Origin of the sequence: Pseudomonas fluorescens, assembly GCF_040448305.1 — a bacterium.
In the GTDB taxonomy this organism is placed as follows: domain Bacteria; phylum Pseudomonadota; class Gammaproteobacteria; order Pseudomonadales; family Pseudomonadaceae; genus Aquipseudomonas; species Aquipseudomonas fluorescens_BH.
The window spans coordinates 3,564,042-3,588,323 of sequence record NZ_CP148752.1; the positions used below are offsets into that span (position 1 = coordinate 3,564,042).

At 57.8% G+C, this 24,282-nt stretch carries 16 protein-coding genes and 5 pseudogenes; 13 read left to right on the top strand and 8 right to left on the bottom strand.

Translation table 11 applies throughout. The annotated features are described in order from the left end of the window. Positions 1 to 572: 572 nt before the first annotated feature. The 4 genes and pseudogenes from WHX55_RS16145 (at position 573) to WHX55_RS16160 (ending at position 6,954) form a co-directional block, all read left to right on the top strand. Complete coding sequence (locus tag WHX55_RS16145; RefSeq protein WP_353740791.1) at positions 573 to 5,852, top strand: DUF5801 repeats-in-toxin domain-containing protein; 5,280 nt, start codon at positions 573 to 575, stop codon at positions 5,850 to 5,852. A 70-nt stretch (positions 5,853 to 5,922) separates the two neighbouring features. Beyond that, positions 5,923 to 6,072, top strand: a pseudogene (locus tag WHX55_RS16150) (integrase); the annotation flags it as partial. 7 nt (positions 6,073 to 6,079) lie between these two features. Beyond that, positions 6,080 to 6,448: pseudogene (locus WHX55_RS16155) on the top strand (tyrosine-type recombinase/integrase); the annotation flags it as partial. Positions 6,449 to 6,681: 233 nt separating this feature from the next. Then, positions 6,682 to 6,954: a helix-turn-helix domain-containing protein gene (locus WHX55_RS16160; protein WP_353743054.1), complete on the top strand. Its 273-nt coding sequence runs from the start codon at positions 6,682 to 6,684 to the stop codon at positions 6,952 to 6,954. Between the two features lie 17 nt (positions 6,955 to 6,971). Here the strand turns inward: WHX55_RS16160 and WHX55_RS16165 are convergent, their stop codons facing one another. After that, positions 6,972 to 7,904: an AraC family transcriptional regulator gene (locus tag WHX55_RS16165; protein ID WP_353740792.1), complete on the bottom strand. Its 933-nt coding sequence runs from the start codon at positions 7,902 to 7,904 to the stop codon at positions 6,972 to 6,974. A 586-nt stretch (positions 7,905 to 8,490) separates the two neighbouring features. Between WHX55_RS16165 and WHX55_RS16170 the strand changes: the two genes are divergently transcribed. The 4 genes from WHX55_RS16170 to WHX55_RS16185 all read left to right on the top strand — a co-directional run bounded on the left by WHX55_RS16170 (position 8,491) and on the right by WHX55_RS16185 (position 12,436). Beyond that, entirely contained in the window at positions 8,491 to 9,840 is a 1,350-nt protein-coding gene (locus tag WHX55_RS16170) for an MFS transporter (protein ID WP_353740793.1), read from the top strand. A gap of 112 nt (positions 9,841 to 9,952) precedes the next feature. Continuing rightward, positions 9,953 to 10,645, top strand: a complete 693-nt coding sequence (locus WHX55_RS16175; protein ID WP_353740794.1) for a fumarylacetoacetate hydrolase family protein — start codon at positions 9,953 to 9,955, stop codon at positions 10,643 to 10,645. Positions 10,646 to 10,687: 42 nt separating this feature from the next. Continuing rightward, entirely contained in the window at positions 10,688 to 11,446 is a 759-nt protein-coding gene (locus tag WHX55_RS16180) for an SDR family oxidoreductase (RefSeq protein ID WP_353740795.1), read from the top strand. A gap of 33 nt (positions 11,447 to 11,479) precedes the next feature. Next, on the top strand, positions 11,480 to 12,436 hold the full coding sequence (locus tag WHX55_RS16185; protein ID WP_353740796.1) for a 2-hydroxyacid dehydrogenase: 957 nt from the start codon (positions 11,480 to 11,482) through the stop codon (positions 12,434 to 12,436). 45 nt (positions 12,437 to 12,481) lie between these two features. On the opposite strand, the pseudogene WHX55_RS16190 reads toward WHX55_RS16185, so the two are convergent. Next, positions 12,482 to 12,954, bottom strand: a pseudogene (locus tag WHX55_RS16190) (Mn2+/Fe2+ transporter); the annotation flags it as partial. A 426-nt stretch (positions 12,955 to 13,380) separates the two neighbouring features. After that, entirely contained in the window at positions 13,381 to 14,319 is a 939-nt protein-coding gene (locus tag WHX55_RS16195; protein ID WP_353740797.1) for a LysR family transcriptional regulator, read from the bottom strand. A 123-nt stretch (positions 14,320 to 14,442) separates the two neighbouring features. Here WHX55_RS16195 and WHX55_RS16200 point away from each other — a divergent pair, with 123 nt between their 5' ends. Then, entirely contained in the window at positions 14,443 to 15,369 is a 927-nt protein-coding gene (locus WHX55_RS16200) for an alpha/beta hydrolase (RefSeq protein WP_353740798.1), read from the top strand. 234 nt (positions 15,370 to 15,603) lie between these two features. Next, positions 15,604 to 15,723: pseudogene (locus WHX55_RS16205) on the top strand (ABC transporter substrate-binding protein); the annotation flags it as partial. 333 nt (positions 15,724 to 16,056) lie between these two features. Here WHX55_RS16205 and WHX55_RS16210 read toward each other — a convergent pair. Continuing rightward, positions 16,057 to 16,296, bottom strand: a complete 240-nt coding sequence (locus tag WHX55_RS16210) for a hypothetical protein (RefSeq protein ID WP_353743091.1) — start codon at positions 16,294 to 16,296, stop codon at positions 16,057 to 16,059. Here WHX55_RS16210 and WHX55_RS16215 point away from each other — a divergent pair. After that, positions 16,266 to 16,436, top strand: a pseudogene (locus tag WHX55_RS16215) (ATP-binding protein); the annotation flags it as partial. The gene WHX55_RS16210 and the pseudogene WHX55_RS16215 sit on opposite strands and share 31 nt — an antisense overlap. 122 nt (positions 16,437 to 16,558) lie before the next feature. Here the strand turns inward: WHX55_RS16215 and WHX55_RS16220 are convergent. The 3 genes from WHX55_RS16220 to WHX55_RS16230 form a co-directional block, all read right to left on the bottom strand. Next, positions 16,559 to 17,044: an ester cyclase gene (locus WHX55_RS16220; protein WP_353740799.1), complete on the bottom strand. Its 486-nt coding sequence runs from the start codon at positions 17,042 to 17,044 to the stop codon at positions 16,559 to 16,561. Positions 17,045 to 17,110: 66 nt separating this feature from the next. After that, on the bottom strand, positions 17,111 to 18,589 hold the full coding sequence (locus WHX55_RS16225) for an amino acid permease (protein ID WP_150727167.1): 1,479 nt from the start codon (positions 18,587 to 18,589) through the stop codon (positions 17,111 to 17,113). Positions 18,590 to 18,676: 87 nt separating this feature from the next. Beyond that, positions 18,677 to 20,170, bottom strand: a complete 1,494-nt coding sequence (locus WHX55_RS16230) for an aldehyde dehydrogenase (protein WP_353740800.1) — start codon at positions 20,168 to 20,170, stop codon at positions 18,677 to 18,679. 278 nt (positions 20,171 to 20,448) lie between these two features. Between WHX55_RS16230 and WHX55_RS16235 the strand changes: the two genes are divergently transcribed. Continuing rightward, on the top strand, positions 20,449 to 21,183 hold the full coding sequence (locus WHX55_RS16235; RefSeq protein WP_353743055.1) for an FCD domain-containing protein: 735 nt from the start codon (positions 20,449 to 20,451) through the stop codon (positions 21,181 to 21,183). Between the two features lie 105 nt (positions 21,184 to 21,288). Continuing rightward, on the top strand, positions 21,289 to 22,032 hold the full coding sequence (locus tag WHX55_RS16240) for a histidine kinase (RefSeq protein WP_223548029.1): 744 nt from the start codon (positions 21,289 to 21,291) through the stop codon (positions 22,030 to 22,032). Positions 22,033 to 22,762: 730 nt separating this feature from the next. Here WHX55_RS16240 and WHX55_RS16245 read toward each other — a convergent pair. Continuing rightward, a complete protein-coding gene (locus WHX55_RS16245) occupies positions 22,763 to 24,184 on the bottom strand; it encodes an aspartate aminotransferase family protein (protein ID WP_353740801.1) in 1,422 nt (473 codons plus the stop codon). Between the last annotated feature and the right edge of the window lie 98 nt (positions 24,185 to 24,282).

Below are 24,282 nucleotides of genomic sequence, written 5' to 3' on the forward strand. Positions count from 1 at the left end.
TGAAAAAAATCTAAGCAAGAAAAAGCCCAGCTCAATGGCCAGGCTTCTGAAGTCGCCTCTCATAACGCGCAAGATCGACATGATGGGGTTGATTTACGGCCAATTGGCCACCTTGGTCAAGCAGCGTCTACGAAGATTTGTTCCTGATCGAATATCTCGGTCGCATGGATCACTGCGGCCTCTTCCAACTGCTCCAAGCGCTTATGGATAAGGCAGGACTATCGAAAGGATCGGCGCAAGGATCGCCAGGGATACCAGCCACCAAGCGATATTCAAACTGCGCTTTAAATCCTTGTCTGCTGGCTCCTTGAACGCCATGCCGCCCCCCCATGTTAAAGCTGCCTCCCCGCACCGGGCGGCCTTGAACACAGGCGCCATACCCTCATCCACACGTGGGATTTGCGGCGTCGCGTCCTCCCACATCCCGTTTGCGCATCCAGGTAGTCCGATTCTCCTGCCCCGATTGGGAGTATCGGGCCATGCCCAATCCCCCGGCCGTTCTCCATGATGGCGTTTAGCAATGCAAGGTCAACGGTCAGGCCTCGATGACCGGAACTCCTCAGGAGAACGTCATGGCTATTACGTTGAGCGGCAGCATCACAACTGATGAATCAGGCGGTTTACAGAACGCCACTGCCACACCCGGCATCCCAGGCGACAACACCGATAACGACATTACCGTTGCCGCAATCAACGGCACCGACGAAACCAACGACCTCCCGTTGGCGTTCGAGTCCCGATTGTTCGCGCTGTTGGGCGCCGTTACTCCAATGCAGACTGCGCTGAGTGGCTATACCGGCGCCGCTGGCAACACCGGTACCGACCTGATCACCATCACCGGCAGCTACCTCGATCTCGCCTTCACCGATGCCGAGGGCAAAGCGCTCGGCGACCCGACCAATGCCAATGCCGGTACGGACTGGAGCGGTCTCTATACCCTCGATGGCAGGAGAATCTTCCTGTACACGGACTCCACCAACAACAACATCGTCCTGGGCCGCATAGGCGCTGAGGGGGCCACCGACGCGCCCGAGGACGACGTGGCAGATCCGAGCGGCACCATCGTTTTCTCCGCCTATCTGGAACAGACGGCAACCGGCGCCAAGGTCTGGATGACGCAGTTCGCGCCGCTCCAGAACCCGGATACCTCGAACCCCGACGACGTGGTCGACATGACGGACCACCTCTGGGCCACCGCCAGCCAGGATGCCGCCTTCGACTTCTCCGGTGTGCCGTCCGGGCAGAACAAGTTCCTGATGTTCAAAGCCGGCAGCTCTGACGTGGGGCTCGTCGTCACCGGCCTGGATCCGGACAAGATCGTCAATGGCAAGGATGCGGGTGACACCGTCAATACCAGCCAGGGCGGCGGCGCCACGACCATCGGCACCAACAACCAGGGGGTCGATCCTGGCGAAGGGATGATCTTCACCTTCGTGACCAACCCCAACCCGCTCTACACCGTGCCCGGCCTGACGCACGGCGAGGCGATCGTCGAAGACAACATCGACTTTGGCGGACTCTTCGGCGCGACGGGTGCGACCTTTGTCATTGCGCAGCAGACACCGCCCAAGGCGTCCACGGCTATGATCAGCGCCTACACCACGGATTTCGAGGAGACGAGTGGCTACTACGAGGGGCTCCTGGACGCAGACGACAACCTGGCCTACATCACCAGCGTCACGATCCGCGATGGTAACGGCAATATCATCGCCGGTCTCGACGGCGTCACCGCCAACACGACGGTTGGCAATATCACCGTGACGTTCAACCTCAGCAATGGCGGCGCCGATCGCACCGTGACGATTGCTGGCTTCCAGTCCAAGTACTCGATCGAATACACCACCAGCGAACTGCACAACCGCGTGTTGATCGAGAACATCGGAAATGCGAATGCCCAGCTCAACTCCCCCTTCGATATCGGCGGCTTCCTTTTGCCCAATATCGTCGCCGTGCCCCAGGAAGTCGGCAGCGCGGTGAACTTCGAGGACGATGGCCCGACAGCCTCGGCGGCGCTCGGTGCTGGCCTGGTCCGGCACGATGAAACAGCGGGCGATGACGCTGATGCCGACGACGTACTCGACCCGCTTGCCGTGTTCGCCGCCGTTGCCACTGTCAGCAGCGACATGACCGCGGCCTACGCCCAGGGCAGCGCCTCGGTGATCGACTCCAGCGCCAGCAGCGGCGGCCAGGATGGTCTGGCCAGCACCGTCTACTCACTCAATGTCGCGAGTGCCGGCGTCGACTCCGGCCTGGACACGACGGAAGGCAATAACATCCTGCTGACCAAGGAAGGCGCGCTGGTGGTCGGCCGCATCTCCGGCGGCGCCGATAACGGCGAAGCCGCCTTCGCCGTGGCGATCGACGCCAGCACCGGCGTGCTCAGCGTCGTGCAGTACCACTCGATCAAGCACCCCACCGGCGGCGCCAGCCACGATGAGTCGCTCGCTATCGACAACGCCGCGCTGCTCGCGGTCGCCACCGTCACCGACGGCGATGGCGACACCCACGCCGCCTCGGTCGGCATCGGCGCCCGTGTCGCCTTCCAGGACGATGGCCCGACAGCCTCGGCGGCGCTCGGTGCTGGCCTGGTCCGGCACGATGAAACGACGGGCAATGACGCTGATGCCGACGACCTACTCGGCCCGCTTGCCGTGTTCGCCGCCGTTGCCACTGTCAGCAGCGACATGACCGCGGCCTACGCCCAGGGCAGCGCCTCGGTGATCGACTCCAGCGCCAGCAGCGGCGGCCAGGATGGTCTGGCCAGCACCGTCTACTCACTCAATGTCGCGAGTGCCGGCGTCGACTCCGGCCTGGACACGACGGAAGGCAATAACATCCTGCTGACCAAGGAAGGCGCGCTGGTGGTCGGCCGCATCTCCGGCGGCGCCGATAACGGCGAAGCCGCCTTCGCCGTGGCGATCGACGCCAGCACCGGCGTGCTCAGCGTCGTGCAGTACCACTCGATCAAGCACCCCACCAGCGGCGCCAGCCACGATGAGTCGCTCGCCATCGACAACGCCGCGCTGCTCGCGGTCGCCACCGTCACCGACGGCGATGGCGACACCCACGCCGCCTCGGTCAGCATCGGCGCCCGTGTCGCCTTCCAGGACGATGGCCCGACAGCCTCGGCGGCGCTCGGTGCTGGCCTGGTCCGGCACGATGAAACGACGGGCAATGACGCTGATGCCGACGACCTACTCGGCCCGCTTGCCGTGTTCGCCGCCGTTGCCACTGTCAGCAGCGACATGACCGCGGCCTACGCCCAGGGCAGCGCCTCGGTGATCGACTCCAGCGCCAGCAGCGGCGGCCAGGACGGTCTGGCCAGCACTGCCTACTCGCTCAATGTCGCCAGTGCCGGCGTCGACTCCGGCCTGGACACGACGGAAGGCAATAGCATCCTGTTGACCAAGGAAGGCGCGCTGGTGGTCGGCCGCATTTCCGGCGGCGCCGATGACGGCGAAGCCGCCTTCGCCGTGGCGATCGACGCCAGCACCGGCATGCTCAGCGTCGTGCAGTACCACTCGATCAAGCACCCCACCGGCGGCGCCAGCCACGATGAGTCGCTCGCCATCGACAACGCCGCGCTGCTCGCGATCGCCACCGTCACCGACGGCGATGGCGACACCGACACCGCCTCGGTCGGCATCGGCGCCCGTGTCGCCTTCCAGGACGATGGGCCGACGGCAAACGGCACGCCCGTGACAGCGACGGTGGACGAGGACGGGTTGCCCGGCGGGATCGCAGGCGGGACCAACGATGTTAGCGGGGAGGTCGCGTTCGCCTCAGGCAGCATCGACTCGATCTTCCAGTCCGGCGTCGACAATCCGCTGATCTATGGCCTGTCCACGGACACCAGCAATCTGCTGCAGACGCTGACCTCCAAGGGCGGGGCGGTGAAATATGACGTGACCGGCAACACGCTGACGGCCTACGTGGACGTCGGAGCCAGCGACGGCATTTACCAAGCCGATGACCGCGAAGTGTTCACCTTTGCGCTGACCGCGGCGACCGGCGCCTACGTTTTCACGCAGCTCGACCAACTCGACCACCCGAGCCTCAATGGGGTGGCGGGCGACAACACCGAGAACGACCTTGTCCTCCAGCTCGGCAGCATCCTGCAGGCTACCGACGCAGATGGCGATACGGTGACGGCCGCAGCCGAAAAGCTGGTGATCACGGTCGATGATGACTCGCCGTTGGTAACGGCCAAGTCGAACCTGGTCTACCGGAACTCCGCCAATCCGACCCCCGGCGGCACCGGCACCTTCGCTTACGACATCGGCGCGGATGATCGACTGGGAACACTCTACAGCGCCTCGAACAGCGACTTGTCCCTGAGCATGACGGGCGTCTCGGTAGGAGCGAACGCCATTACCAACAGGTCGGTAACCTGGTTCTCTGAAACCGACGCCACGGCGGTGTTCAACATCGCCTTTACCTATGTGTCCAACAACCCGAACCAGGGCGCTACCACCAATGCGACCGGTACGTTGACGTTCGACAAGGTGGCCGACACCTACACGCTGAGCCTGACCGACGAGATCGAAAGCTTCAGCATCCTGCGGACGTCGACCGCGCAGGGCTTCACCGGTTATGCGATCGGCGGCACGACGCCGATCAACCAACAGCCGCCGGTCTCGGTGGCCAAGTTGGCAGACGATTTCTTCGTGCAGTTCAGTGGATTCGCCGAAGCGAGCGGTGGAACCGGAGCCAACAACATCAAGGCGGGTGGCGATAACGCCTTCAGCCCTGGTGAGCTGTTCTCTGCGGCGACGTCCTGGGTGAGTGTGTCCGGGACTGCGGCCGGCGTGGCCGGCGACACCATCCAGCAGGGCGAGGTGATGGACCTGGACTTCTTCACCGCCAATCCATTCGGCGACACCAACTTGGCGCCCACCGCCACGAGCAACGGGATCTTCATCAAGTTCGACGGCATCGGCAGCGAGGATCTGGTGCTGGTGTTGAAGCTGGTCGATCCTGACGGATCCAACAATCCGATCACCCGGGCGATCATTGTCGACAGCCAGGACATCATTCTGAAAACCCCCTCCACCACCAACAACAACTTCCATCCAATTGCGAATCCCGCGGCGTACGGGATCACACTGGATCAGAACGACGGCGCGGTGATCCTCGAGCGCAATGACTACAACTTCGGCACCGAGGACTACGTGATCCAGGGCTTGCAGGTGCTGGTTTCCACCGAGGGCGTCACCGGCAACGGGTACAACCTAAATGGCAACGTCGGCGTCACCGGGGCAAGCACGGGTGCCACATTGGCATTCGGAAACGAAGATGGTGAAGGCAGCAAGAGCAATCCCGTGGAGGCCGGCGAAGCAGGAACATGGGACGGCGACGTGGTCAAGATCGTCGACATGGGCTTTGTGACCTCGTCGACGCCTGACGCCCGCCTGACCTTCGACGTGACGGTGACGGATTATGACGGAGATTCGACCGCTGCCCAGACCCTGGACGTGACCATCGCTGGCGGCAAGACCTTCACCGGCGGCGCGGGTATGGACACCTTCAGCTTCAAATCCCTGGATGCCGATACCGACGCGCTGCTGTCCGCAACGACTAGCGTGATCTCCGCCGGTTTCGTCTCCGGCGTCGACAAGCTGGACTTCACGACGGCAGGTTCTGGAGCCAACTACAGCGAAGTGCTGACACCCGTTGCCACCCTGGCCGGATTCATCTCGGCCGCCGATGGCGCGCTGAACGGCACCACCAACTACTACTTCGGCGTCATTGGAGGCGACGGCTACCTGGCACAGGACGGTGACGGTGTGGGTATCACCAACATCATCCAGTTGGTCGGTGTGACCAACATGGCAAGCACTGACATTGTCTGAACGCTGCTGCAGGTAGACGGCCTGGCTCCCCCAAAGGGGGCCAGGCCGTTTTCATTGGGCGGCTGCGTTCCTGACCGCCGACCAGTTCCACCAGCTCGCGGCGGTGCCGGTGTCAGTGGAAGGGTTCGCCAATCTCGACAACCCGCGTACACGACGGGCCTGGCAGGGCGACCTCGAAGGTTTCTGCGGGTTTATCGGACTCACCGCGGTGGAAGAGTTCTGCGCGGTTATTGCAGGGCAAAACAAACGCCAAGCGCCGAATCGAAATCACTGGGGAGCTGAAGAATTTGATTGATCGAATCATGTCCCGAAAGTCAGAACATAAGGTCCGCTCAACGCGGCTGATCGTTACCGAGGATGGCACACCAATGTCGGTGGCGATGTTGCGGGGAAGGTTTGACTTGGCCAGAGATGCAGCCGGGGTTGCAAAGTCCGAGTTCCAGATGCGCGATTTGCGCGCTAAAGCCGGTACGGACAAGGCGGAGTCAAGCGGCGATATTTTGCAGGCTAGAGATCAACTTGGGCATACGACCGTCGTAATGACCGAGCAGTACATCCGCAATCGAAAGGGGAAAAAGGTCTCTCCAACGAAGTGAATTGCGGACCAGATCAATAATTGCGGACCAGAAACGAACAAGGGTTTGCTTAGCTTTCGCTCGCAAACCCTTGATATATATGGTGCCGAAGCCGGAATCGAACCTTTCTCTTTGTTATTGAAAATAAAGGGAAATTTTGAGTTCGAAAATTTTTCTACCTCTATGTGTACCCTCAGTTTGCGAGCAGCCTCGGTACTGCGCGTTGCTACCTAGATGAAAAACTCTCGGACAAGGTGACGCTCAATGACCTGGCGAAGTTCACCGGGTTGCCGTCGTTTCAACCGACGCGAGCGTTTCGCCAGGCCTGCGGGGTGACACCACACGCGTATCAGTTGCAGGCACCGGTACGACGAGCGCATAAACTGGTGAGAACTGGCATCGGTCTGGCTGAGGTAGCCATAGCCTCGGGGGTCGCCGACCAGCCGCATCTAACCCGGGTCTACAAGTCAATCATGGGCGCTACGCCGGGCCAGTTCTGGCGCAGTCGAAACAGTCGCTCCGTTTAATAAAAATGCCCCCCCAATCACGTATTCGACGGCGATTGCGGCGTATCAGGATTGAGCTGCTGACGCCTGAATTGTCCAGGTGGCTGGCCGTGGATCTGGCGGAAGCGTCGCGAAAAATAGGCCTCGTCGGCAAAGCCGCACAACCTCGCCACCTCCCCCACCGGCCTTGTTCCATTGAGCAGATAATTGCGCGCCGCGTGCATCCGGCGTTCAAGTACCAGCTCGGTGAAGGTCTTGTCGATTTCCTTGCGCAACCAGTGCGTCAAGTACGTCGGTGACAGGTAGGTCGCGGCAGCAACCTTGATCAGGTTGAGGTCGGGGTCAGTGATGTTTTTGCGCAAATATTCGGACATCCGGCTCAATGCATCGCGTCGACTGACTTCAGCGGCGTTCTCTTCAGCCAACCGTTTCAGCGGCTCGGCATACAGGGCGCAGACACTCCCCACCAATTGCAGCAGCAGGCCCTTGAGCATCTCGCGGGTACCGAATTGACGGTTTTCATCGAGCACTCGCATCTGTTCGATCAAGCCACAGACTTTTCTGAAATCCTCATCGGCCAGAATGAAATCCAGATGCTCCTGAAAGCGGAACGGTGACAACTCTGGCGCCAGCAGAATCGAGACCTCCTCCAGATCCATCGGGTCGCACTGCAAATGCGGCAGCAGGAAGGTCTGGGAAAAATTGATCACCATGAAATTGCTGTCGGCCGGATGCGGAATCACGTGCACGCGATGCGGCAGGATGAAGGCCAGCGTATTGCGCGGAAACGGACGTTCGACGTTACCGATGTGCTGCACGGTATCGCCACCGAGGTTGACCTGGATCTGGAAATACTCATGGCGATGCGGGCTGGTTTCGGCGCGCCGTCCCTTTTTGTCGCGGATGTAAAAGTCCGTCAACTCGCTGCGTTGCTGCATGACGTAAGTGGGCACTCGACTCGGTGACGACATCGCCTGAGGATCCTCGACAGGTACATGGACAGGTTGTCGTCGCGCCGCGATGCAGGCGGCGACCGCGGTGATTGTGAAGGCAGACACCGTTGGCTTCAACACGTCATAGGATGACAACGAAATACAGAGAATTAATTGTATCGGTGTGTGATGTGTCGTCTGTCCAAAAAAATACGAGCACACAAAAACAATTACTCTTTTATAAACATATAGTTATGAAAACGATGACACGTAACGAAGGAAATGAGCTGATTTGATTTTTCTTGGACACCTGCATTAATCGCCTTTTTCAGAAGAAAAAACGATCTAACGCCTCAGTTGATTTTGAGATGTTGTACGACCACTGTGACAGCCAATGCAGCCCGACCCGTCCAAAAACAATCAAAAGGTGCGCACGTGATGAACCTGTTTTTCCCCCTCGCCAACCCTCCCCCGATCGAGCCAGTCCGAAGGCGTATCTGAGCGCCTGACAGCGGCTGTCCGCGCCTCTCATTCAAGTAGCGATTGCTCTGCCCCAACACTGGGGGGCATCGGCTTCGGCTGCGCGCGAACATCTCGATTCTTCTAACAATAAAAAGGTCTACTCATGTCGAACTCGCAAACCTCCCCGTCCACCGCGCCGTCGGTGAGCGCCGGCGCCCGGGACGCCCTGTTGCCTCAGCGACTGCCGACGCGTCGGCGCTGGTTCATGCTGTCATTGCTGCTGATTGCGACCATCATCAACTACATCGACCGCGTGAACATCTCGATTGCCGCACCGTTCATGGCCAAGGATCTGGGCCTGGACAAGATCGAAATGGGCCTGATTTTTTCCGCGTTTGCCTGGACCTACGCATTGGCCTTGGTCCCCGCCGGGTTCATCGCCGATCGCTTCGGTTCCCGGTTCACCTACGGTGTATCGCTGATCAGTTGGTCGACGGTCACCGTGTGCCAAGGCTTTGCCACAGGATTCGCTTCGCTGTTCGGGCTGCGCCTGGCGGTCGGTGCCATGGAGGCTCCAGCGTTTCCGGCCAACAGCCGAGCGGTCACGGTGTGGTTCCCGGCCCGTGAACGAGGCCTGGCCAGCAGCATTTACGTGTGCGGCCAATATCTGGGCACGGCACTGTTTACCGGCGTGCTGTTATGGCTGGCCACGACCTATGACTGGCGCCATGTTTTCTACAGCACCGGGATACTCGGCATTGTGTTCGGTTTGATCTGGCTCTACTTGTACCGCGATCCGCTGAGCTGCAAGAACGTCAGCCAGGAAGAACTGAAGTACATCGAAGCCGGGGGTGGCCTGGTCAAGAGCAGCCAGGAGCGCACCCGGTTCAACTGGCGGCAGATCGCCGAGCTGTTCAGCTATCGGCAGATCTGGGCGATTTGCATCGGCAAGTTCGCCAGTACCTCGGCGTTGTACTTTTTCCTTACCTGGTTCCCGACGTACCTGATCGAAGAACGCAAGCTGACCATGATCAAGGCCGGGATCTTCGCGGTGCTGCCGTTCGTGGGTGCAACGGTCGGCATTCTGCTGGCCGGCATCGTCTCCGACCTGCTGATACGACGCGGCTACTCAATGTCCTTCGCGCGCAAGTTGCCATTGGTGGTCGGATCGATGCTGGGCATGTCGATCGTCCTGGTGAATTTCACCGACTCGAACGTGATCTGCATTGCCGTGCTGACCATTGCTTTCTTCGCCCAAGGGATTGCCTCGTCATCGTGGGCGGCGGTATCGGAAGTCGCGCCCAAGGAACTGATCGGCCTGACCGGCGGGATCACCAGCCTCGCCGCCAACATCGGCGGGATCGTCACCCCGATCGTGATTGGCGCCATCGTCCACGCGACGGGCTCGTTTGCCTACGCCTTCTGGTTCATTGGCGGCGTGGCGCTGATTGGCACCCTGTCCTATTCGTTGTTGCTCGGTCGCTTGTATCGCATCGAGCTCAAGGCGCGCTAACCGGAAAACATGAGCGCAGAAAAGCGTTTTTCTCCAAGACGAGGCGGCTTTCGTCCAACTTCGCAAAACGAAGCCGCCGTAGGCTGATGCTTCCAACAGGACCACGACAAAAATGACTATGACCGAATACGTTTTCACTCCGGATTTACCCGTGACCTTGCCAGTCGCCGGCAGCCAGCAGCGTTTCCCCGTTGGTCGGGTATTTTGCGTCGGCCGCAACTACCCTTGGCCAGACACCCAGGGCCAGTCCCGCCAGCCGCCCGTGTTTTTCATGAAACCAGCGAGCAACGTGGTGGATGCGTTGGGTGAAGTGGCGTTCCCGCCGCTGACCGAAGAGTTTGTCCACGAAATCGAATTGGTCGTCGCCATCGGTGAAGGCGGCGCCAATATTCCGGAGAGTCAGGCGCTGGCGTATGTCTGGGGCTACGCCGCCGGTCTTGATCTGACCCGTCGTGATGTCCAGCGCTCGGCCAAAAGCAATGGCTTGCCGTGGGAAGGTGCCAAGGTGTTCGACGGCGCCGCGCCGATGACCGCCATCGTGTCAGTCACTCGCGCCGGACACCCGGACGGCGAGTTGTGGCTGAACGTCAACGGCGAAGAGCGCCAGCGCGACAGCCTCGACAGGCAGATCTGGTCGGTCAGTGAAATCATCAGCCGCATCTCGCAGTCGGTGGCGCTGCGGGCCGGTGACCTGCTCATGACCGGCAGCCCGGCAGGCGTCGATGTGCTGCACCCCGGCGACATTATCAACGCAGGGATCGATGGCATCGGCCAACTGGAAATGCGCGTCAGTCAGCGACCTTGAACCCGGCTTACGCCCTCGTGAATTGAAGAAGGAGATAACAACATGAACAGTCCTTTGAAAGTGGCCCTGGTGAGCGGCGCCGGTAGCGGAATCGGCCGCGCCGTGGCCCTGGCTCTGATGGCCGACGGCTTCACCCTGGTATTGGCCGGTCGCCGGCCGGAGCCGTTGCAGGCATTGGTCGAATTGGCGCTCAGCGAGGGACACGAAGCGTTGGCGGTGCCCACCGATGTGCGCGACCCGGCCAGTGTCGATGCGCTATTTGCCACCATCACCGAGGTATACGGACGCCTCGACGTGGTGTTCAACAACGCCGGAGTCAACGCCCCTGCCGTGCCGCTGGATGAGCTGACGTTCGAGCAGTGGCGCAACGTGATCGACACCAACCTCAACGGCGTTTTCCTCTGCGCCCGTGGAGCCTTCGGACTGATGCGCCGGCAGCAGCCACAGGGCGGACGCATCATTAATAACGGCTCAATCTCAGCCCATACCCCACGCCCGTTCAGCAGCGCCTACACCGCCAGCAAACACGCGGTGTTGGGACTGACCAAATCCCTCGCCCTGGACGGGCGCGAATTCAACATCGCCTGCAGCCAGATCGACATCGGCAACGCCCTGACCGACATGTCGGTGCGCATGACCAAAGGCGTGCGCCAGGCCAACGGCACCATCGCGGTGGAGCCGATGGTGGACGTCAAGCATGTGGCGGATGCCGTGCGCTACATCGCCGCTCTGCCGTTGGAGGCGAACGTCCTGAACATGACCGTCATGGCCAGCGCCATGCCGTTTGCCGGTCGCGGTTAAACCGGACTTTTTATTCTGTTACGCGAGGTTTACATGAAGCCAGAAGTCTTGCAGCTCAGCCCGATCCTGATCCCCGAAATCAACACGCGGCTCGATGAGCTGTTTACCGTCAGACGTTACTTCCAGCAGGCCGACAAGCCGGCTTACTTGCAGGAACACGGCGCGGACATTCGCGGGGTGATCACCGGCGGGCATACCGGGATCAGCCAGGCGCTGATGGCCCAGTTACCCAAACTGGAAGTGGTGGCGGTCAATGGCGTGGGCACCGATGCGGTGGATCTGGCTTACGCCAGGGATCGCGGGATCCGCGTGACCGCAACCATCGGCGCGCTGACCGAAGATGTCGCCGACCTGGCCATCGGCTTGTTGATTGCCGTGTGCCGGGGTCTGTGCACCAGTGATCGTTATGTGCGTTCGGGGCAATGGCCCCATAGCCCGACGCCGTTGGCCCCGTTGCCGTTGGCGCGTCAGGTGTCGGGCATGCGCATCGGCATCGTCGGCATGGGTCGGGTCGGCCGTGCCGTGGCGACCCGGGCCGCGGCGTTCGGCTGCCCGATCAGTTACACCGATCTGCAGCCGATGAGCGATGTGAACCACACTTTCATCGCCGATCTGAAGCAGCTAGCCAGCAACAGTGATGCGCTGATTCTCGCGGCCGCTGCCGACAAGGCTGAAGCCATCATCAATGCCGAGGTGCTGCAGGCGCTGGGCAAGGAGGGGTATCTGATCAACGTGGCGCGCGGCAAGCTGGTCAACGAGGTCGATCTGGTGGCGGCGCTTGCTACTGGTGAGATCGCGGGTGCGGCGCTGGATGTGTTTGTCGATGAACCGTACGTCCCCGAGACACTGTTCGGCAACGAGAACGTGGTACTGCAACCCCATCGCGCCAGTGCGACGCTGCAGACCCGCACGCGAATGGGAGAGATGGTGGTGGCGAGCCTGGTGGACAGTTTCGCCGGGAGAATACCGCAGGGTTCTGTGACTGACTGAAGGGTGGCTACCGAGGGGACCTTGCGTCCCCTCGACGGCTCGATATCAGGTGAACAGATCGACGCCCAACTGGAAGGCGACCCACAGCGCGAGGCCTGTCGCAAACAGCAGCGCGACGTTTTCAAACAGGCTGTTGCGATACTTCTTGTCCAGCAGCGATTTCTGGTTGGACATGATCAGCAGGCCCAGGGAAATGACCGGCATGCCAATGATGTTCAGCGCGCTGACACCGATGGTCAGGGTCACGAAATCCGGCATGCCTGGCAACGACCAGACCAACGGCGTCACCAGGATGAACAGCATGAACCACTTGTGCATCGGATCATGGTGAAACTCTTTGCCGTACTTCCCGCGACGTTCAGGACGAACGTATTGAAAGGCATCGGTAATCAGCATCGGGACGCGGTGGTCTTGCCTGAAATACTGGCAAACAGCGTCGCGAATACGCCGATGAAGAATACGTACCAACCGATCGGGCCGAAGAAAATTTACAGTGCCTTGCTCAGGTCGCCCAAGGTCTTGAGGAGAGCGCCCTTGGGTAACCAGTATGCGAATAACTCAAGGTTATTCGTTCCTTGAATTGCCGTTGCGACCACAATTGCGGCAGCTGTTACAGCGTTCGCTGGGCGTTAAACAGTCCAAGTGAAGACCTGCCACCTTACCTGTACTTGTGACTCACGTCGTTTGAATAGGTCATAGCGATTACAGCAGGCATCCCCGATGCTTTCGCGTACATCTGTCACGAGCTTGTCCTGCTGAACTGCGGCCACTGCTTCCCAATCGTCTAACGGCAGTATTTCGGTCAGCGGCAACAGCCTTGGCGGTTTTCCGGCATCAATAGGATCACTGACTACATCGGGGACGGACACAGCACTTGGACTGACAAATGAATCAGCATGCCGCATGCTCGGTAGGGACTGCACTCCTTTGGCAAAATCCTCCCATCAAGCAGGACGGACATTGTCAGCCGAACGCTGTTCCCATGGCGGACAAGGTGACCATGCCTCTACAAGCTTATCGATGAAGAGGCGTACCTTGGGAGACAGGTGTCGCTTGCTCGGGTAGATCACACGGATAGGCTCTGCTGCCTCGACATACTCTGCAAGCAGTTGAACGAGCTTGCCGCTGCGTAGCTCATCGTTAACCACGTAGGACGGAAGCGTCGCAATTCCCAAGCCTGCGATAGTTGCTTGATGCAACGCTTCTGCGCTGTCCATCTGCAGCCGCCCAGCATGAGTGACCGAAACAGGCTGACCTTTCACACGGAAATTCCAGGGAAGCAATCTCCCCCCGCTCACGAAATGCAGGCACTCGTGCGCGGACAGATCTTCGGGTGTTTGAGGCTTTGGATGCTCAGCCAGATACTTGGGCGAAACACAGGTGATCATTTGCTGATAAGCCACCGTGCGCGTGAGCAATCGAGAGTCCTCCTTGGGAGGGCCAATGCGCATGGCTAAGTCGAACCCCTCATCGATCAGGTCTACCAGCCTGTCCGAAAACGTGACGTCGATGCTGAGTGAGGGCCAATCTTTCAAACAGCATTCGATGTGATGAAGAACGTGAAGCCTGCCCAAGGCAACTGGCAGGCTCATCCGCAATCTCCCACTAGGTGTCGAACGACGAAACGCGAGCGCGTCCTCAACATCGTCGAGATCCTGTAAGACCCCAACACATCGCTCATATAGAACCTGACCGTCATCCGTCATGCTCAGGCTGCGGGTTGTGCGGTTGAGTAAACGCACCCGCAATCGGGTCTCTAGCCTGACAATCGACTTACCCACTGCCGAACGGGTAAGACCGAGTTGCTTGGCCGCCGCAGTGAAGCTTCCAGAATTTACTGAACTTACGAAAGCGGCGATGTCGTTCAGGTTATGAATTTCCATACGACCTCAGCTTCTCACGATGGTGGGGCGCCTTTGCACCCGTTATAGGGAACCAAATTCCCTAATAACAAGAATAATATCTCAATTAGACACTCCTTTGCCCACCGATCTATTGAGGTCAATATGAATACCGAAGTACAAACAGCCGTTCAAACCTGGGCCAACAGCCTGAGCGATTTGGTACCTGTTCTTAAGGGAATCGATACCAACACGAAAATGAGCGATATCCGCGATTCCTATGCAAAAATGCTTGCGCAGAATCCGGCGCCTGCTGGGGTCAAGTTTGAAGGCGTGGACATGGGCGGTGTCCCTGGCACGCTGGTAACTCCGGATGAGGTCAAGACCGACGCAGTCTTAATGTACATCCACGGTGGGGCGTACATAGTTGGTCGTCCTGACGGCTACCATGGCATTGGCGGCAACTACGCAAAAATGCTTGGAGCCCGGGTGTACATGCCTGACTACCGCCTTGCTCCAGAGCATAAGTTTCCAGCATCCATCGACGACACTTTGCGCGCATATGAGTGGTTGCTTGAACAAAAAATCCCGGCAAACAAGATTGCATTTTCAGGCGAGTCAGCTGGCGGCGCGATGGTTGTAAGCGTCATGGTGGCGGCAAAATCCAAAGGGCTTCCATTGCCTGCGGTCGGTTCCTCCATCTCGCCTTGGGCAAACCTTGAACACACAGGCGCCTCCATGAGCAACCGTGAAGGCCTCGATCCGCTGAACTCCAAGCCTGTTCTGGATATCCTTGCCAGAGCATTCCTGGGCGACACGCTGGCCAACCACCCTTTGGCTTCTCCTGTTTTTGCGGACGTCACTGGACTCCCACCAATGCTGGTACAGATTGGCGAGAACGAGCTGATGCTAAGTGACGCTATGCGCCTTGCAAACCACTTGGCGGACAACCGTGTCCGAGTCAATCTGGAAGTGTGGCCTGCAATGTTCCACGCCTGGCACTTCTACTCCTGCATGCTGCCAGAAGGTCAGCAGGCGATGGAGAGCTCAGTACACTTCATTGAGGCTGGTCTGGTCGACGCCTACCGCTGAGTCGAATGTCAGAGCGCGACAGCTTTCCCGGCTGTCGCGCTTCTGCCCCATAGGGCCGCCATCACTGGACAAATGGCTAACAGACGCTGATCGCCGCCGGAGGGTCCTCGCACATCAAACCCACCGAAACACAGGTAAGATCCGAGTTGCCACGTTTTCGTCCCGAGAAGGTACGCGCCTTTGTCGAGCTATTGGAAGTTAGAGGGCAACAACGTCTGTGTAATGCTAAATAACGTTTGGCCGGTCAAAAGCGACGAGTTGGGTGAGCAACAGAAAATCGCCGATGCATTTTTTGCCGCCGGCCTGTTGCCCAAGGCGGTGGATGCGAAGGATGTAGGGATCTGGCGGCCGTGAGGCGTGGATGATAACGATGTTTTGCATTCAAAGAGAGCCCGGCCAAATGCCGGGCTTTTTGCAATGGCGACGTTTTTCATCATTCCTTCGAATTGAAGTCGGCTGTGGATCCAGGTTGTTCCAAGCAGAAAACTCAATTCAATCGCCTGTGCTTACGGATGACGAAGGATGGGGTACGCGCACAGGAAAAGCCGATGCACAGGCGGTCAAACTGGAGGGCGGGATCGAGATGCTACCTCAGGTCGAGAAACTCGCTAGCCAGGTATATCTACGGATTAGATACCCTGCACGTCTTAGCAAACCAGTGGAGGCACGTATCTTTAACACGATGTTTCACAGCAAACCAGCCTGCTCAAGGCGGGCGTAACTGCTCGTTGAAATCAGCTTCAGTTGCATCGTCCAGGGAGTCGTGAAACGCATCATGACGCACCCAATCTCGGAAAAGTCGGCGAGTTTGTGGCGCGGTATGGCGAATACGCCACTTAGCTTCGACAAAAACGCGAGATAGGTTTTTTCGTTCCCGCCCAGGCCAGCGAGGAACAATGCTTGAAAGCGAATTTCTCGGCTGCGCAAGGGAACTGGCTTCCTAAGGAGAAGCCTCGACCACTTCGTCAAAATGGCTGTTGGAACATCTTCTCCAACAGGAATAAGCAGATCGTGCCGTAAACTCTGTGAATCATCAGATGAACATGGTCAAACTCCCCATGCATCGTGCATCTGGTATAAATCGCGCCACTAAATACAAGTACGGATCGCTAGTATCGACAGCACCCTGCCCAGGGTGACCTCACTGCGTAAGCAGGCCTCCCCTGGTACTGCAAACTGTAATAACCCGTTACCAGCCCAATTGTTTGTTAAAACCAAGGGCATCGTAGTAGTCATGCTGCGTGAGAATTTTGCCGTTCTTGAGATGTATGAAACTAACACCCTTAAAGCTGAGGGGGCGCTGAGTGGCTGGGGTCTCCGCACTCCAGGGGCCGGTATTTGTGCCATTGAACTCCCATTCAAAGGCAATGTTGTCTCCATTGACAATCGGCTCGCCGAACATTTTCCATTGCAAATCCGGCACCGCCTGCATGAACACCTGAATTACTTGAGACTTTGCGTTTTCGCGGCCAACCTGAGGTGTGCCCACCGAGGCGTCGAGAAACTCAACGTTATCAGAGAAGTACTCGGCCGCGGCATCCGCATTGTGGGCATTCCAAGCCTTCATATAGTCATGGATTACGCTGAGGGTATCGTTTTGGCCTGCCGCAAAACTTGCATGACTGGCCAGAACCAAAAACAGCCCGAACAGTAGTGAGTGGATTCGAGACGTCATAGCCTTCAACCTTATTGTTAGAAGATCGGTTTGCCTGCCGCGCTTAGCGGCAGGCATTGATGTCAGTTAGCGGTTTTTCCAGGCATCCGAAGCTGGTGCCTTGCCCTTTTCATAGGGACGAAACAGGGTCATGTATAGGACACCGACAAGGATGACGATGGCACCGACAAGTGCGATGCCGTAGTTCACATACCAAGGCGCATCCGGGGTACGCGGCCAGGACATATTGATGATCGCGAACATGCCGTAGCAGAGGGCAGCGATGTTCACTATCCAACCCCAACGCCCCATGGTGAACTGCCCCTTGGGTTTCCACCCACGGATACGGGCGTACAGTGCACCGCCAACAATCATCTGGAACGCCAGGTAAATACCGATGGCGGCAAAGCTCACTACCAGCGCAATAGCGTTCTGAAGGTAGAAGCCTACACACACAATGATCGCGGGCAGCACGCCACACACCACCAAGGCTGCAGTCGGGACGTGTGTCGTAGGCGAGAGTTTTTTCAGCACATTACTGCCCATGAGCATTTCGTCTCGAGCATAGGCATAGAGCAGACGACTGGCGGATGCCTGCAAACTCAGCACGCAGGAAACGAACGAAACCGTAATGACCGCCATGACTACCCGAGAACCCACAGGACCGAACGCGCTGCCGAATATGGTCGACATAGGGTCTTTGTCTTGCCCGGAAATGACCGCAGCCATATCTGGAACTGCAAGGATCAACGCCAGAGCCGCAAAGATCGAGGCGGCGCCGCCGATCCAGATAGTCATCCGCATCGCCTTTGGGACTTGACGGCTAGGATTTGGGGTTTCCTCGGCAACATCGCCGCAAGCTTCAAAGCCGTAGTAGAGAAACATCCCCGCCAATGAGGCCGTGAGAAACGCAGGCCAATAGGCCCCATCAATGGAAATATCAAAAGTATTGAACAATACGCTCAAAGGCTGGTGGCGCTCGAAGATCAGCAGGTATCCACCGATCAACAAAGCCCCGACCAGTTCGCAGAGAAAACCGAACATCGCCACCCGCGCCAATAGCTTGGTACCACTGAGATTCAAGACCGTCGCCGTCGCCGTCAAAAATAGCGCGACCAACGTGTTAGTTACCGGCGACGACTCGAAACCTAGAAGGTTTGCAATGTAGGGGCCAGCCCCCAGCGCGACGGCGGCGATGGTGACACATAGGGAGATGGCATAAATCCACCCGACCATCCATGCCCACTTCTTGCCAACCAGACGACGGGCCCAAGGATAGACACCGCCGGAAATCGGGTATTGAGAAACCACTTCGCAAAAAATCAGACACACCAGCATCTGGCCGAACCCCACCAGCAGGTAGGACCAGAACATTGGTGGCCCGCCGGCGGCCAAGCACAGGCCGAACAAGGTGTAGACCCCTACTACCGGGGACAGATAGGTGAATCCAAGGGCAAAGTTCTGCCACAGACTCATACTACGTTCGAAATTTGAGGTGTACCCAAGGGCGCGGAGTTGTTCCGCGTCTTGATCTACAGCTACCTTGGCGCTAATTGAGCTGTTCATTGCAACATCCTTCAAAAAGGAATTTGTTTTAATAGGCGTTGATCGGACAGTGCCATTCCATCCGTTGCGCGATTAACCAGAGTTGACTCAGAGTTGTATCCAGGTGGCCTTGATCTCCGTGTACTTATCAAAGGCATGCAGAGATTTGTCACGGCCATTACCGGACTGTTTAAAGCCGCCGAATGGCGCCATCATGTCACCGCCGTCATAGAGGTTGACCCAAACACTGCCGGCACGAAGTGCGCGGGCCATGTTGTGGGCTCGAGACAGGTCAGACGTCCAGACAGCTGCGGCCAGACCGTAAGGGGTGTCATTGGCGATGCGTACCGCATCCTCTGCTTCGTCGAATTCGATGACTGACAGTACGGGACCGAATATTTCTTCCCGGGCGATTTTCATCGAGTTGCTGACGTTGTCGAACAGGGTTGGCTCTACATAACTGCCACCGGCTTCTACCCGTGCAACGCGTCCCCCGAGCAAGAGCCGCGCACCTTGCGCTTGACCCTCTTCGATGTACTGCATCACCCCATCCAGATGACGGCCGTCAACCATTGCGCCGACGTTGGTATCAGGGTCGAGAGGATGACCCGGCTTCCAGCCCTTCATGGCCTCGACAACCATCGGTACAAAACGCTCTTTGATCGATGCCTGCACCAGCAAACGTGAACCGGCAGTGCAAACCTCACCTTGGTTGAAGGCGATGGCTGTCGCTGCTGCTTCGGCCGCCACCTGCAGATCGGGGGCATCAGCAAATACGATGTTGGGACTTTTGCCGCCGGCCTCGAGCCAGACTCGCTTCATATTCGACTCACCCGCATAAACCAGTAGTTGCTTGGCCACTTGGGTCGACCCGGTAAACGCCAAAGTATCAACATCACTGTGCAGGGCCAACGCCTTGCCCACGGTGTGGCCATAGCCCGGCAGAACATTGAGCACACCCGCTGGAAGACCCGCCTCCAGAGCAAGCTGTGCGATGCGGATAGCCGTCAGCGGAGAACGCTCCGAGGGTTTGAGGACAACTGAGTTACCGGCAGCCAGCGCCGGCCCCAACTTCCAAGACGCCATCATCAGTGGGAAATTCCACGGCACGATAGTCGCAACCACCCCTACCGGCTCCCGGGTAACCAGCCCGAGCTGATCAACCGAGGTCGCTGCCACCTCATCGTAGATTTTGTCTATTGCCTCACCGCACCAGCGGATACTGTCAATGCTCCCCGGGAGGTCGACCGACAGCGAATCGGAAATCGGCTTGCCCATGTCTAATGTTTCCAGCAGAGCCAGCTCTTCGGCGTGGGCCTGCAACAATTCGGAAAAACGCACCATCACTGCCTTGCGCATTGCCGGTGCTTGGCGTGACCAGACACCGGACTCGAACACCGACCGGGCACTGGCCACCGCCAAATTCGCATCTGCCGCATCGCAACTAGCGACCAAGGCAAGCACACGCCCGTCAATAGGACTTATGCACTCGAAGGTTGCACCTGAACTGGCCGACACATATTTGCCATTGATGAAGGCTCGCCCTTCAATGCTCAGCGCCTTGGCTCTGGCTTCCCACTCTGATCGGGTCAACTGACTCATGGTTAAAACTGCTCCTGGGTTCGGATGGATGCGATCTCAAATCGCCTTAAACATATGGAACCATATCTTTTAACCCATGAGAACCCCAGAAAAGCGAATATGAGGTGTTTTTTTGACTTTTCAGGCGTTAAAATTCTATAATTCCCCCACGAATACGTACAAAAATAATATTAAATATGAAATAGAATTTTAAAAGAAACGCACATCCGGACGCGCTTGACGCTACATCGGACTATTGCCACAGGCGTAAAATGGCGCCGCCCATGAATGAATCAACCATGAGCCCTACTTCAAGCCTCATACGCCTTAACCAGGAAGGTAAAACGGAGTCTGTTACCCGTCGCCTGATAGAAATGATCGATCTGGGGTTGTTCACAGAAGGCGAACAGCTCCCCAATGAAAGTGCCCTGGCCACCCAACTCGGCGTCGCCACGGTTACGCTGCGGGACGCGCTGGCGGGCTTGCGCGAGCGCGGGGTTATCGAAACCCGGCGCGGACGCAGCGGCGGGAGCTTCATCTGCGCCGCGCCGCAAACCTCAGATCAGTCCCTGTTCGATCAACTACGTGAATTCAGCACGCTTGAACTGCGTGACCTCGCCGATGAACACGCTGCCATTTCAGGCGCCGCCGCCCGACTGGCGGCTCAGCGCACCGGGCCTGAGCAACATACAAGACTGAGCAGCCTTGTCGACGCCCTGGCCAACGCTCAAGAGCGGCGAGAGCGCCGCCGAGCAGACGCCAGATTCCATATCGAAATAGCCGTGGCAGCGCAGTCTGTGCGCCTGACTCACAGCGAAGCGCGTCTGCAGGCGGAGCTTGGGGAACTGTTATGGCTGCCGTTTGCCGGCCAACCGGATCCACAGGCCATCGAGCGGGAGCATAGAGCTATCCTGGAAGCCATCGTAGCAAACGACGCCAATCTGGCCGGCGCACTGGCAGAAGCACATGTAACACGAGGCGTTCGCCGCCTAAGCACCCTACGACTACAACAAATGGCAGAAGGCGACTCATGAATGGAACGAAACTTGCTGAATTATTCGCTCGCTATGCAGCTCGGTGTCGCATACCCCGTCGACTGCAGGCACCGCATTGTCTTCTCTGAGTCATGAGGTAGAGCCATGGCTAACGAAATGTCAGCAAACGAGCTGTCCCAATGTGCCACGTTAATCAATGCTTCCGTAAGTAACGTATTCAAGGGGCTCAACGATATGAGCGCCGCGGTATTGAGCATTTGGGAGCATACGTGTAGCAAAAAGGAGCGCCCCGGCCAAGGCGACCTGAAGCCATTGCTGCCGATTATTCGGCAAATCCTGAACTCGGAGAACCTCAAGTTTCATGGTGCCGGCGTGGTATTCGCTCCTGGTGAGCTGGAAGGCCGCGAAATGCATCTGGAATGGTGGTGCCGAACCCAAAAAGAAGAAATCAAGCCTCTGACGCTGAATTTTAATAGCCGTAGCGACCGTTTTTACGATTACCTGCACATGCCTTGGTACACCCGCCCCCAGCAAACCCGGCAGCCCTCCATAGACGGCCCGTTTGTGGATTTGTACGGCACGGAGCAGTACATCGTTGCGTTCTCGGTTCCTATTTTTTTCGCAGATCGCTTCATTGGTGTAGCTGCTGCCGATATTTCTCTGCACTCCTTGGAGCCCTTGCTCGTGCGCAGCCTTATGCGAGTCAGTAATGAGGCGTTGTTACTCAACGCCGAAGGAAGAGTGCTGGCGGCTAACACACCGAGTTGGCTGGCCGGTGATTTGATCCGAGGCACCCTGAGCCTGGACAAAGAACAGGGTCGCGTCCTGAGCCTTATCGACACATCGTCATATTGGAGCGTCGTAGAGCGGCCTGTCCCAAGGTTTTGATCAAGACTCCATCTTGGTTTGAAGAACCAAATCTCAACCCAGGCGCATCAGGAAAAGTCCCCCCGAATGAAAGCTCCTGCCATGGATGGCTGGAGGTCGCCATGCACTCTGCTACCGAAAGTGGCCCCCATTCTAGCCGCCTATTCCATTAGGCAATTGCACAAGAATCATCTCAACCGAATTGACGAAGCTGTGCACTCTCGCCGCGACACTGGAAGATCATAACCTTTAGAAGGAGCCGCAGTGGGTCGTGCAGCCACTGGGTTCTTCACGAAGTCCGTGAACGACTGAAACAAGTACTTTGACGCCTCACTCCACACGTTTCCTGCCTGTCGGGCCTGACTAAAACCCGCGTTGCGGTCAGATCATTTTTCGAAGTTTGGAGCTAGAGGGGGACGCACTCAAATCGAGGCGGCTGTAGTGGAAATGAATACAGCTTTTGACCTGGAGGTTAGCCAGCACCCACCCGGAACAACAGGCTGACCTAGAGACATTGTGAGCCGGATTCGTTGGTCAACTCACACCGATTAATTAAAAAGATATAAATCATGGTTATCAAACAGAGGGTGTACGGCTACCGGGACAGCGAGCGCTTTTTCATGAAGATCAAGAGCGTCTTTCCCGGTAATCCGTGAAGAATCATTTTTACTCACGAAACGAAGATGGTGGCGCGACCAGTACCTGGGCCGCGCCGATGATCGATACACCTTCATGACACCGAGACGCGCTATCAGGAGTTGTGCGTGTAGCCCTCCCACTGATGCCACATGCTTTGGTTGACACCCAGACCAAACCAACGGTCAGTGTCGTCGAGTGCACGGCTAAACGTATCAACCACAAACTGTATTTCTTCTGTCGTGGATATCAGTGGTGGACAGAATGCAATCGAGTCTCCCATCGCCCTTGTGATCATGCCGTACTCCTGCGCACGTCCCGCCAGGTAGCGCCCCAGCTTCCCAACCGTATCCAGCGGCTCCTTTGTCCGACGATCCGCAACGAGCTCCACAGCGGCGATCAGTCCACAGCCCCTGACCTCCCCTACCAACGGATGATCAGCAAATTGAGCCAGTCCGGCCTGAAGTTGTTCGCCCAACTCGCAGGCGCGCTCAACAAGCCGATCTTCCTGGATGATCTTTATGTTTTCCAGCGCAACTGCAGTCGCAACCGGGTGGCCGCTGCCGGTGAAGCCATGGCCCAGAGTACCGAAGGTGTGGCTCTGATCGGCGATCCCCTCGAAGACCTTATCGTTGATCAGGACTGCCGCGATCGGTTGATACGAAGAAGATAGTTGCTTGGAAACCACCATTACATCCGGCTTGATGCCGAAGGTTTCGCAGCCAAACATTTTACCGGTACGACCAAAGCCGCAAATCACTTCATCCGCAACGACCAGCACGTCATATTTGCGGCACACCGCTTGAATCTTGTCCCAATATGTGCGCGGAGGCACGATCACGCCGCCCGCCCCCATCAGCGGTTCGCCGTAAAAAGCGGCTACTGTTTCCGGGCCCTCCCGGAGGATGACATTTTCCAGTTCGATTGCCAGGCGATCAGCAAATTGTTCCTCGGTCTCGCCAGGTTTGGCATTGCGATAGTGGTGCGGACAAGCAACGTGAAAGAAGCCGGGCAACGGCACATCAAAACCACGTTGATTCACCTGCAGCCCGGTCAAACTGGCGCTGACAGCAGTAATGCCGTGATACGCATTGTGACGGCTGATGAACTTCTTTTTGCCAGGCTTGCCGATGGCATTGTTGCGATACCAGATCATCTTGACGACGGTGTCGTTGGCTTCAGAGCCTGAGTTAGTGAAGAAGACTTTGCTCATCGGCACCGGGGCGAGTTCGATCAGCTTCTCGGCCAATTCGATACTGGGCGTGTGAGCCTTGTGGCTGAAGAGGTGATAAAAGGGCAGTTTGCGTAGCTGTTGCTCTGCCGCCTTGATCAGGCGCTCATTACTGAAACCAAGCGCCACACTCCAAAGACCCGACATTGCTTCAAGATAACGCTTGCCCTGATTGTCATAGACGTAAACGCCTTCGCCACGCTCGATGATCAGCGGGCCTACTTCCTGGTGCAGTCGCGCATCCGTGTAGGGGTGCAGTTGATGCTGAACATCCTTTTCGGCGAGCGAAAGATACGAGCGATTCATATTAAGGAACTCCGGGGAATGACAGCCATATGGCATTGTTACAGGTTCGGTGGGTGTTCATTTCCACCCCCACTTGACGCTTGATGAATGTCCGCAGT

What these genes read in the sequence shown, in the direction of transcription:
- WHX55_RS16230 (WP_353740800.1), bottom strand. Translation starts at nt 20,170, where the DNA reads ATGAGTCAGTTGACCCGATCAGAGTGGGAAGCCAGAGCCAAGGCGCTG.
- WHX55_RS16170 (WP_353740793.1), top strand. Translation starts at nt 8,491, where the DNA reads ATGTCGAACTCGCAAACCTCCCCGTCCACCGCGCCGTCGGTGAGCGCC.
- WHX55_RS16175 (WP_353740794.1), top strand. Translation starts at nt 9,953, where the DNA reads ATGACTATGACCGAATACGTTTTCACTCCGGATTTACCCGTGACCTTG.
- WHX55_RS16145 (WP_353740791.1), top strand. Translation starts at nt 573, where the DNA reads ATGGCTATTACGTTGAGCGGCAGCATCACAACTGATGAATCAGGCGGT.
- WHX55_RS16200 (WP_353740798.1), top strand. Translation starts at nt 14,443, where the DNA reads ATGAATACCGAAGTACAAACAGCCGTTCAAACCTGGGCCAACAGCCTG.
- WHX55_RS16240 (WP_223548029.1), top strand. Translation starts at nt 21,289, where the DNA reads ATGGCTAACGAAATGTCAGCAAACGAGCTGTCCCAATGTGCCACGTTA.
- WHX55_RS16165 (WP_353740792.1), bottom strand. Translation starts at nt 7,904, where the DNA reads ATGTCGTCACCGAGTCGAGTGCCCACTTACGTCATGCAGCAACGCAGC.
- WHX55_RS16235 (WP_353743055.1), top strand. Translation starts at nt 20,449, where the DNA reads ATGAGCCCTACTTCAAGCCTCATACGCCTTAACCAGGAAGGTAAAACG.
- WHX55_RS16225 (WP_150727167.1), bottom strand. Translation starts at nt 18,589, where the DNA reads ATGAACAGCTCAATTAGCGCCAAGGTAGCTGTAGATCAAGACGCGGAA.
- WHX55_RS16185 (WP_353740796.1), top strand. Translation starts at nt 11,480, where the DNA reads ATGAAGCCAGAAGTCTTGCAGCTCAGCCCGATCCTGATCCCCGAAATC.
- WHX55_RS16245 (WP_353740801.1), bottom strand. Translation starts at nt 24,184, where the DNA reads ATGAATCGCTCGTATCTTTCGCTCGCCGAAAAGGATGTTCAGCATCAA.
- WHX55_RS16180 (WP_353740795.1), top strand. Translation starts at nt 10,688, where the DNA reads ATGAACAGTCCTTTGAAAGTGGCCCTGGTGAGCGGCGCCGGTAGCGGA.
- WHX55_RS16220 (WP_353740799.1), bottom strand. Translation starts at nt 17,044, where the DNA reads ATGACGTCTCGAATCCACTCACTACTGTTCGGGCTGTTTTTGGTTCTG.
- WHX55_RS16195 (WP_353740797.1), bottom strand. Translation starts at nt 14,319, where the DNA reads ATGGAAATTCATAACCTGAACGACATCGCCGCTTTCGTAAGTTCAGTA.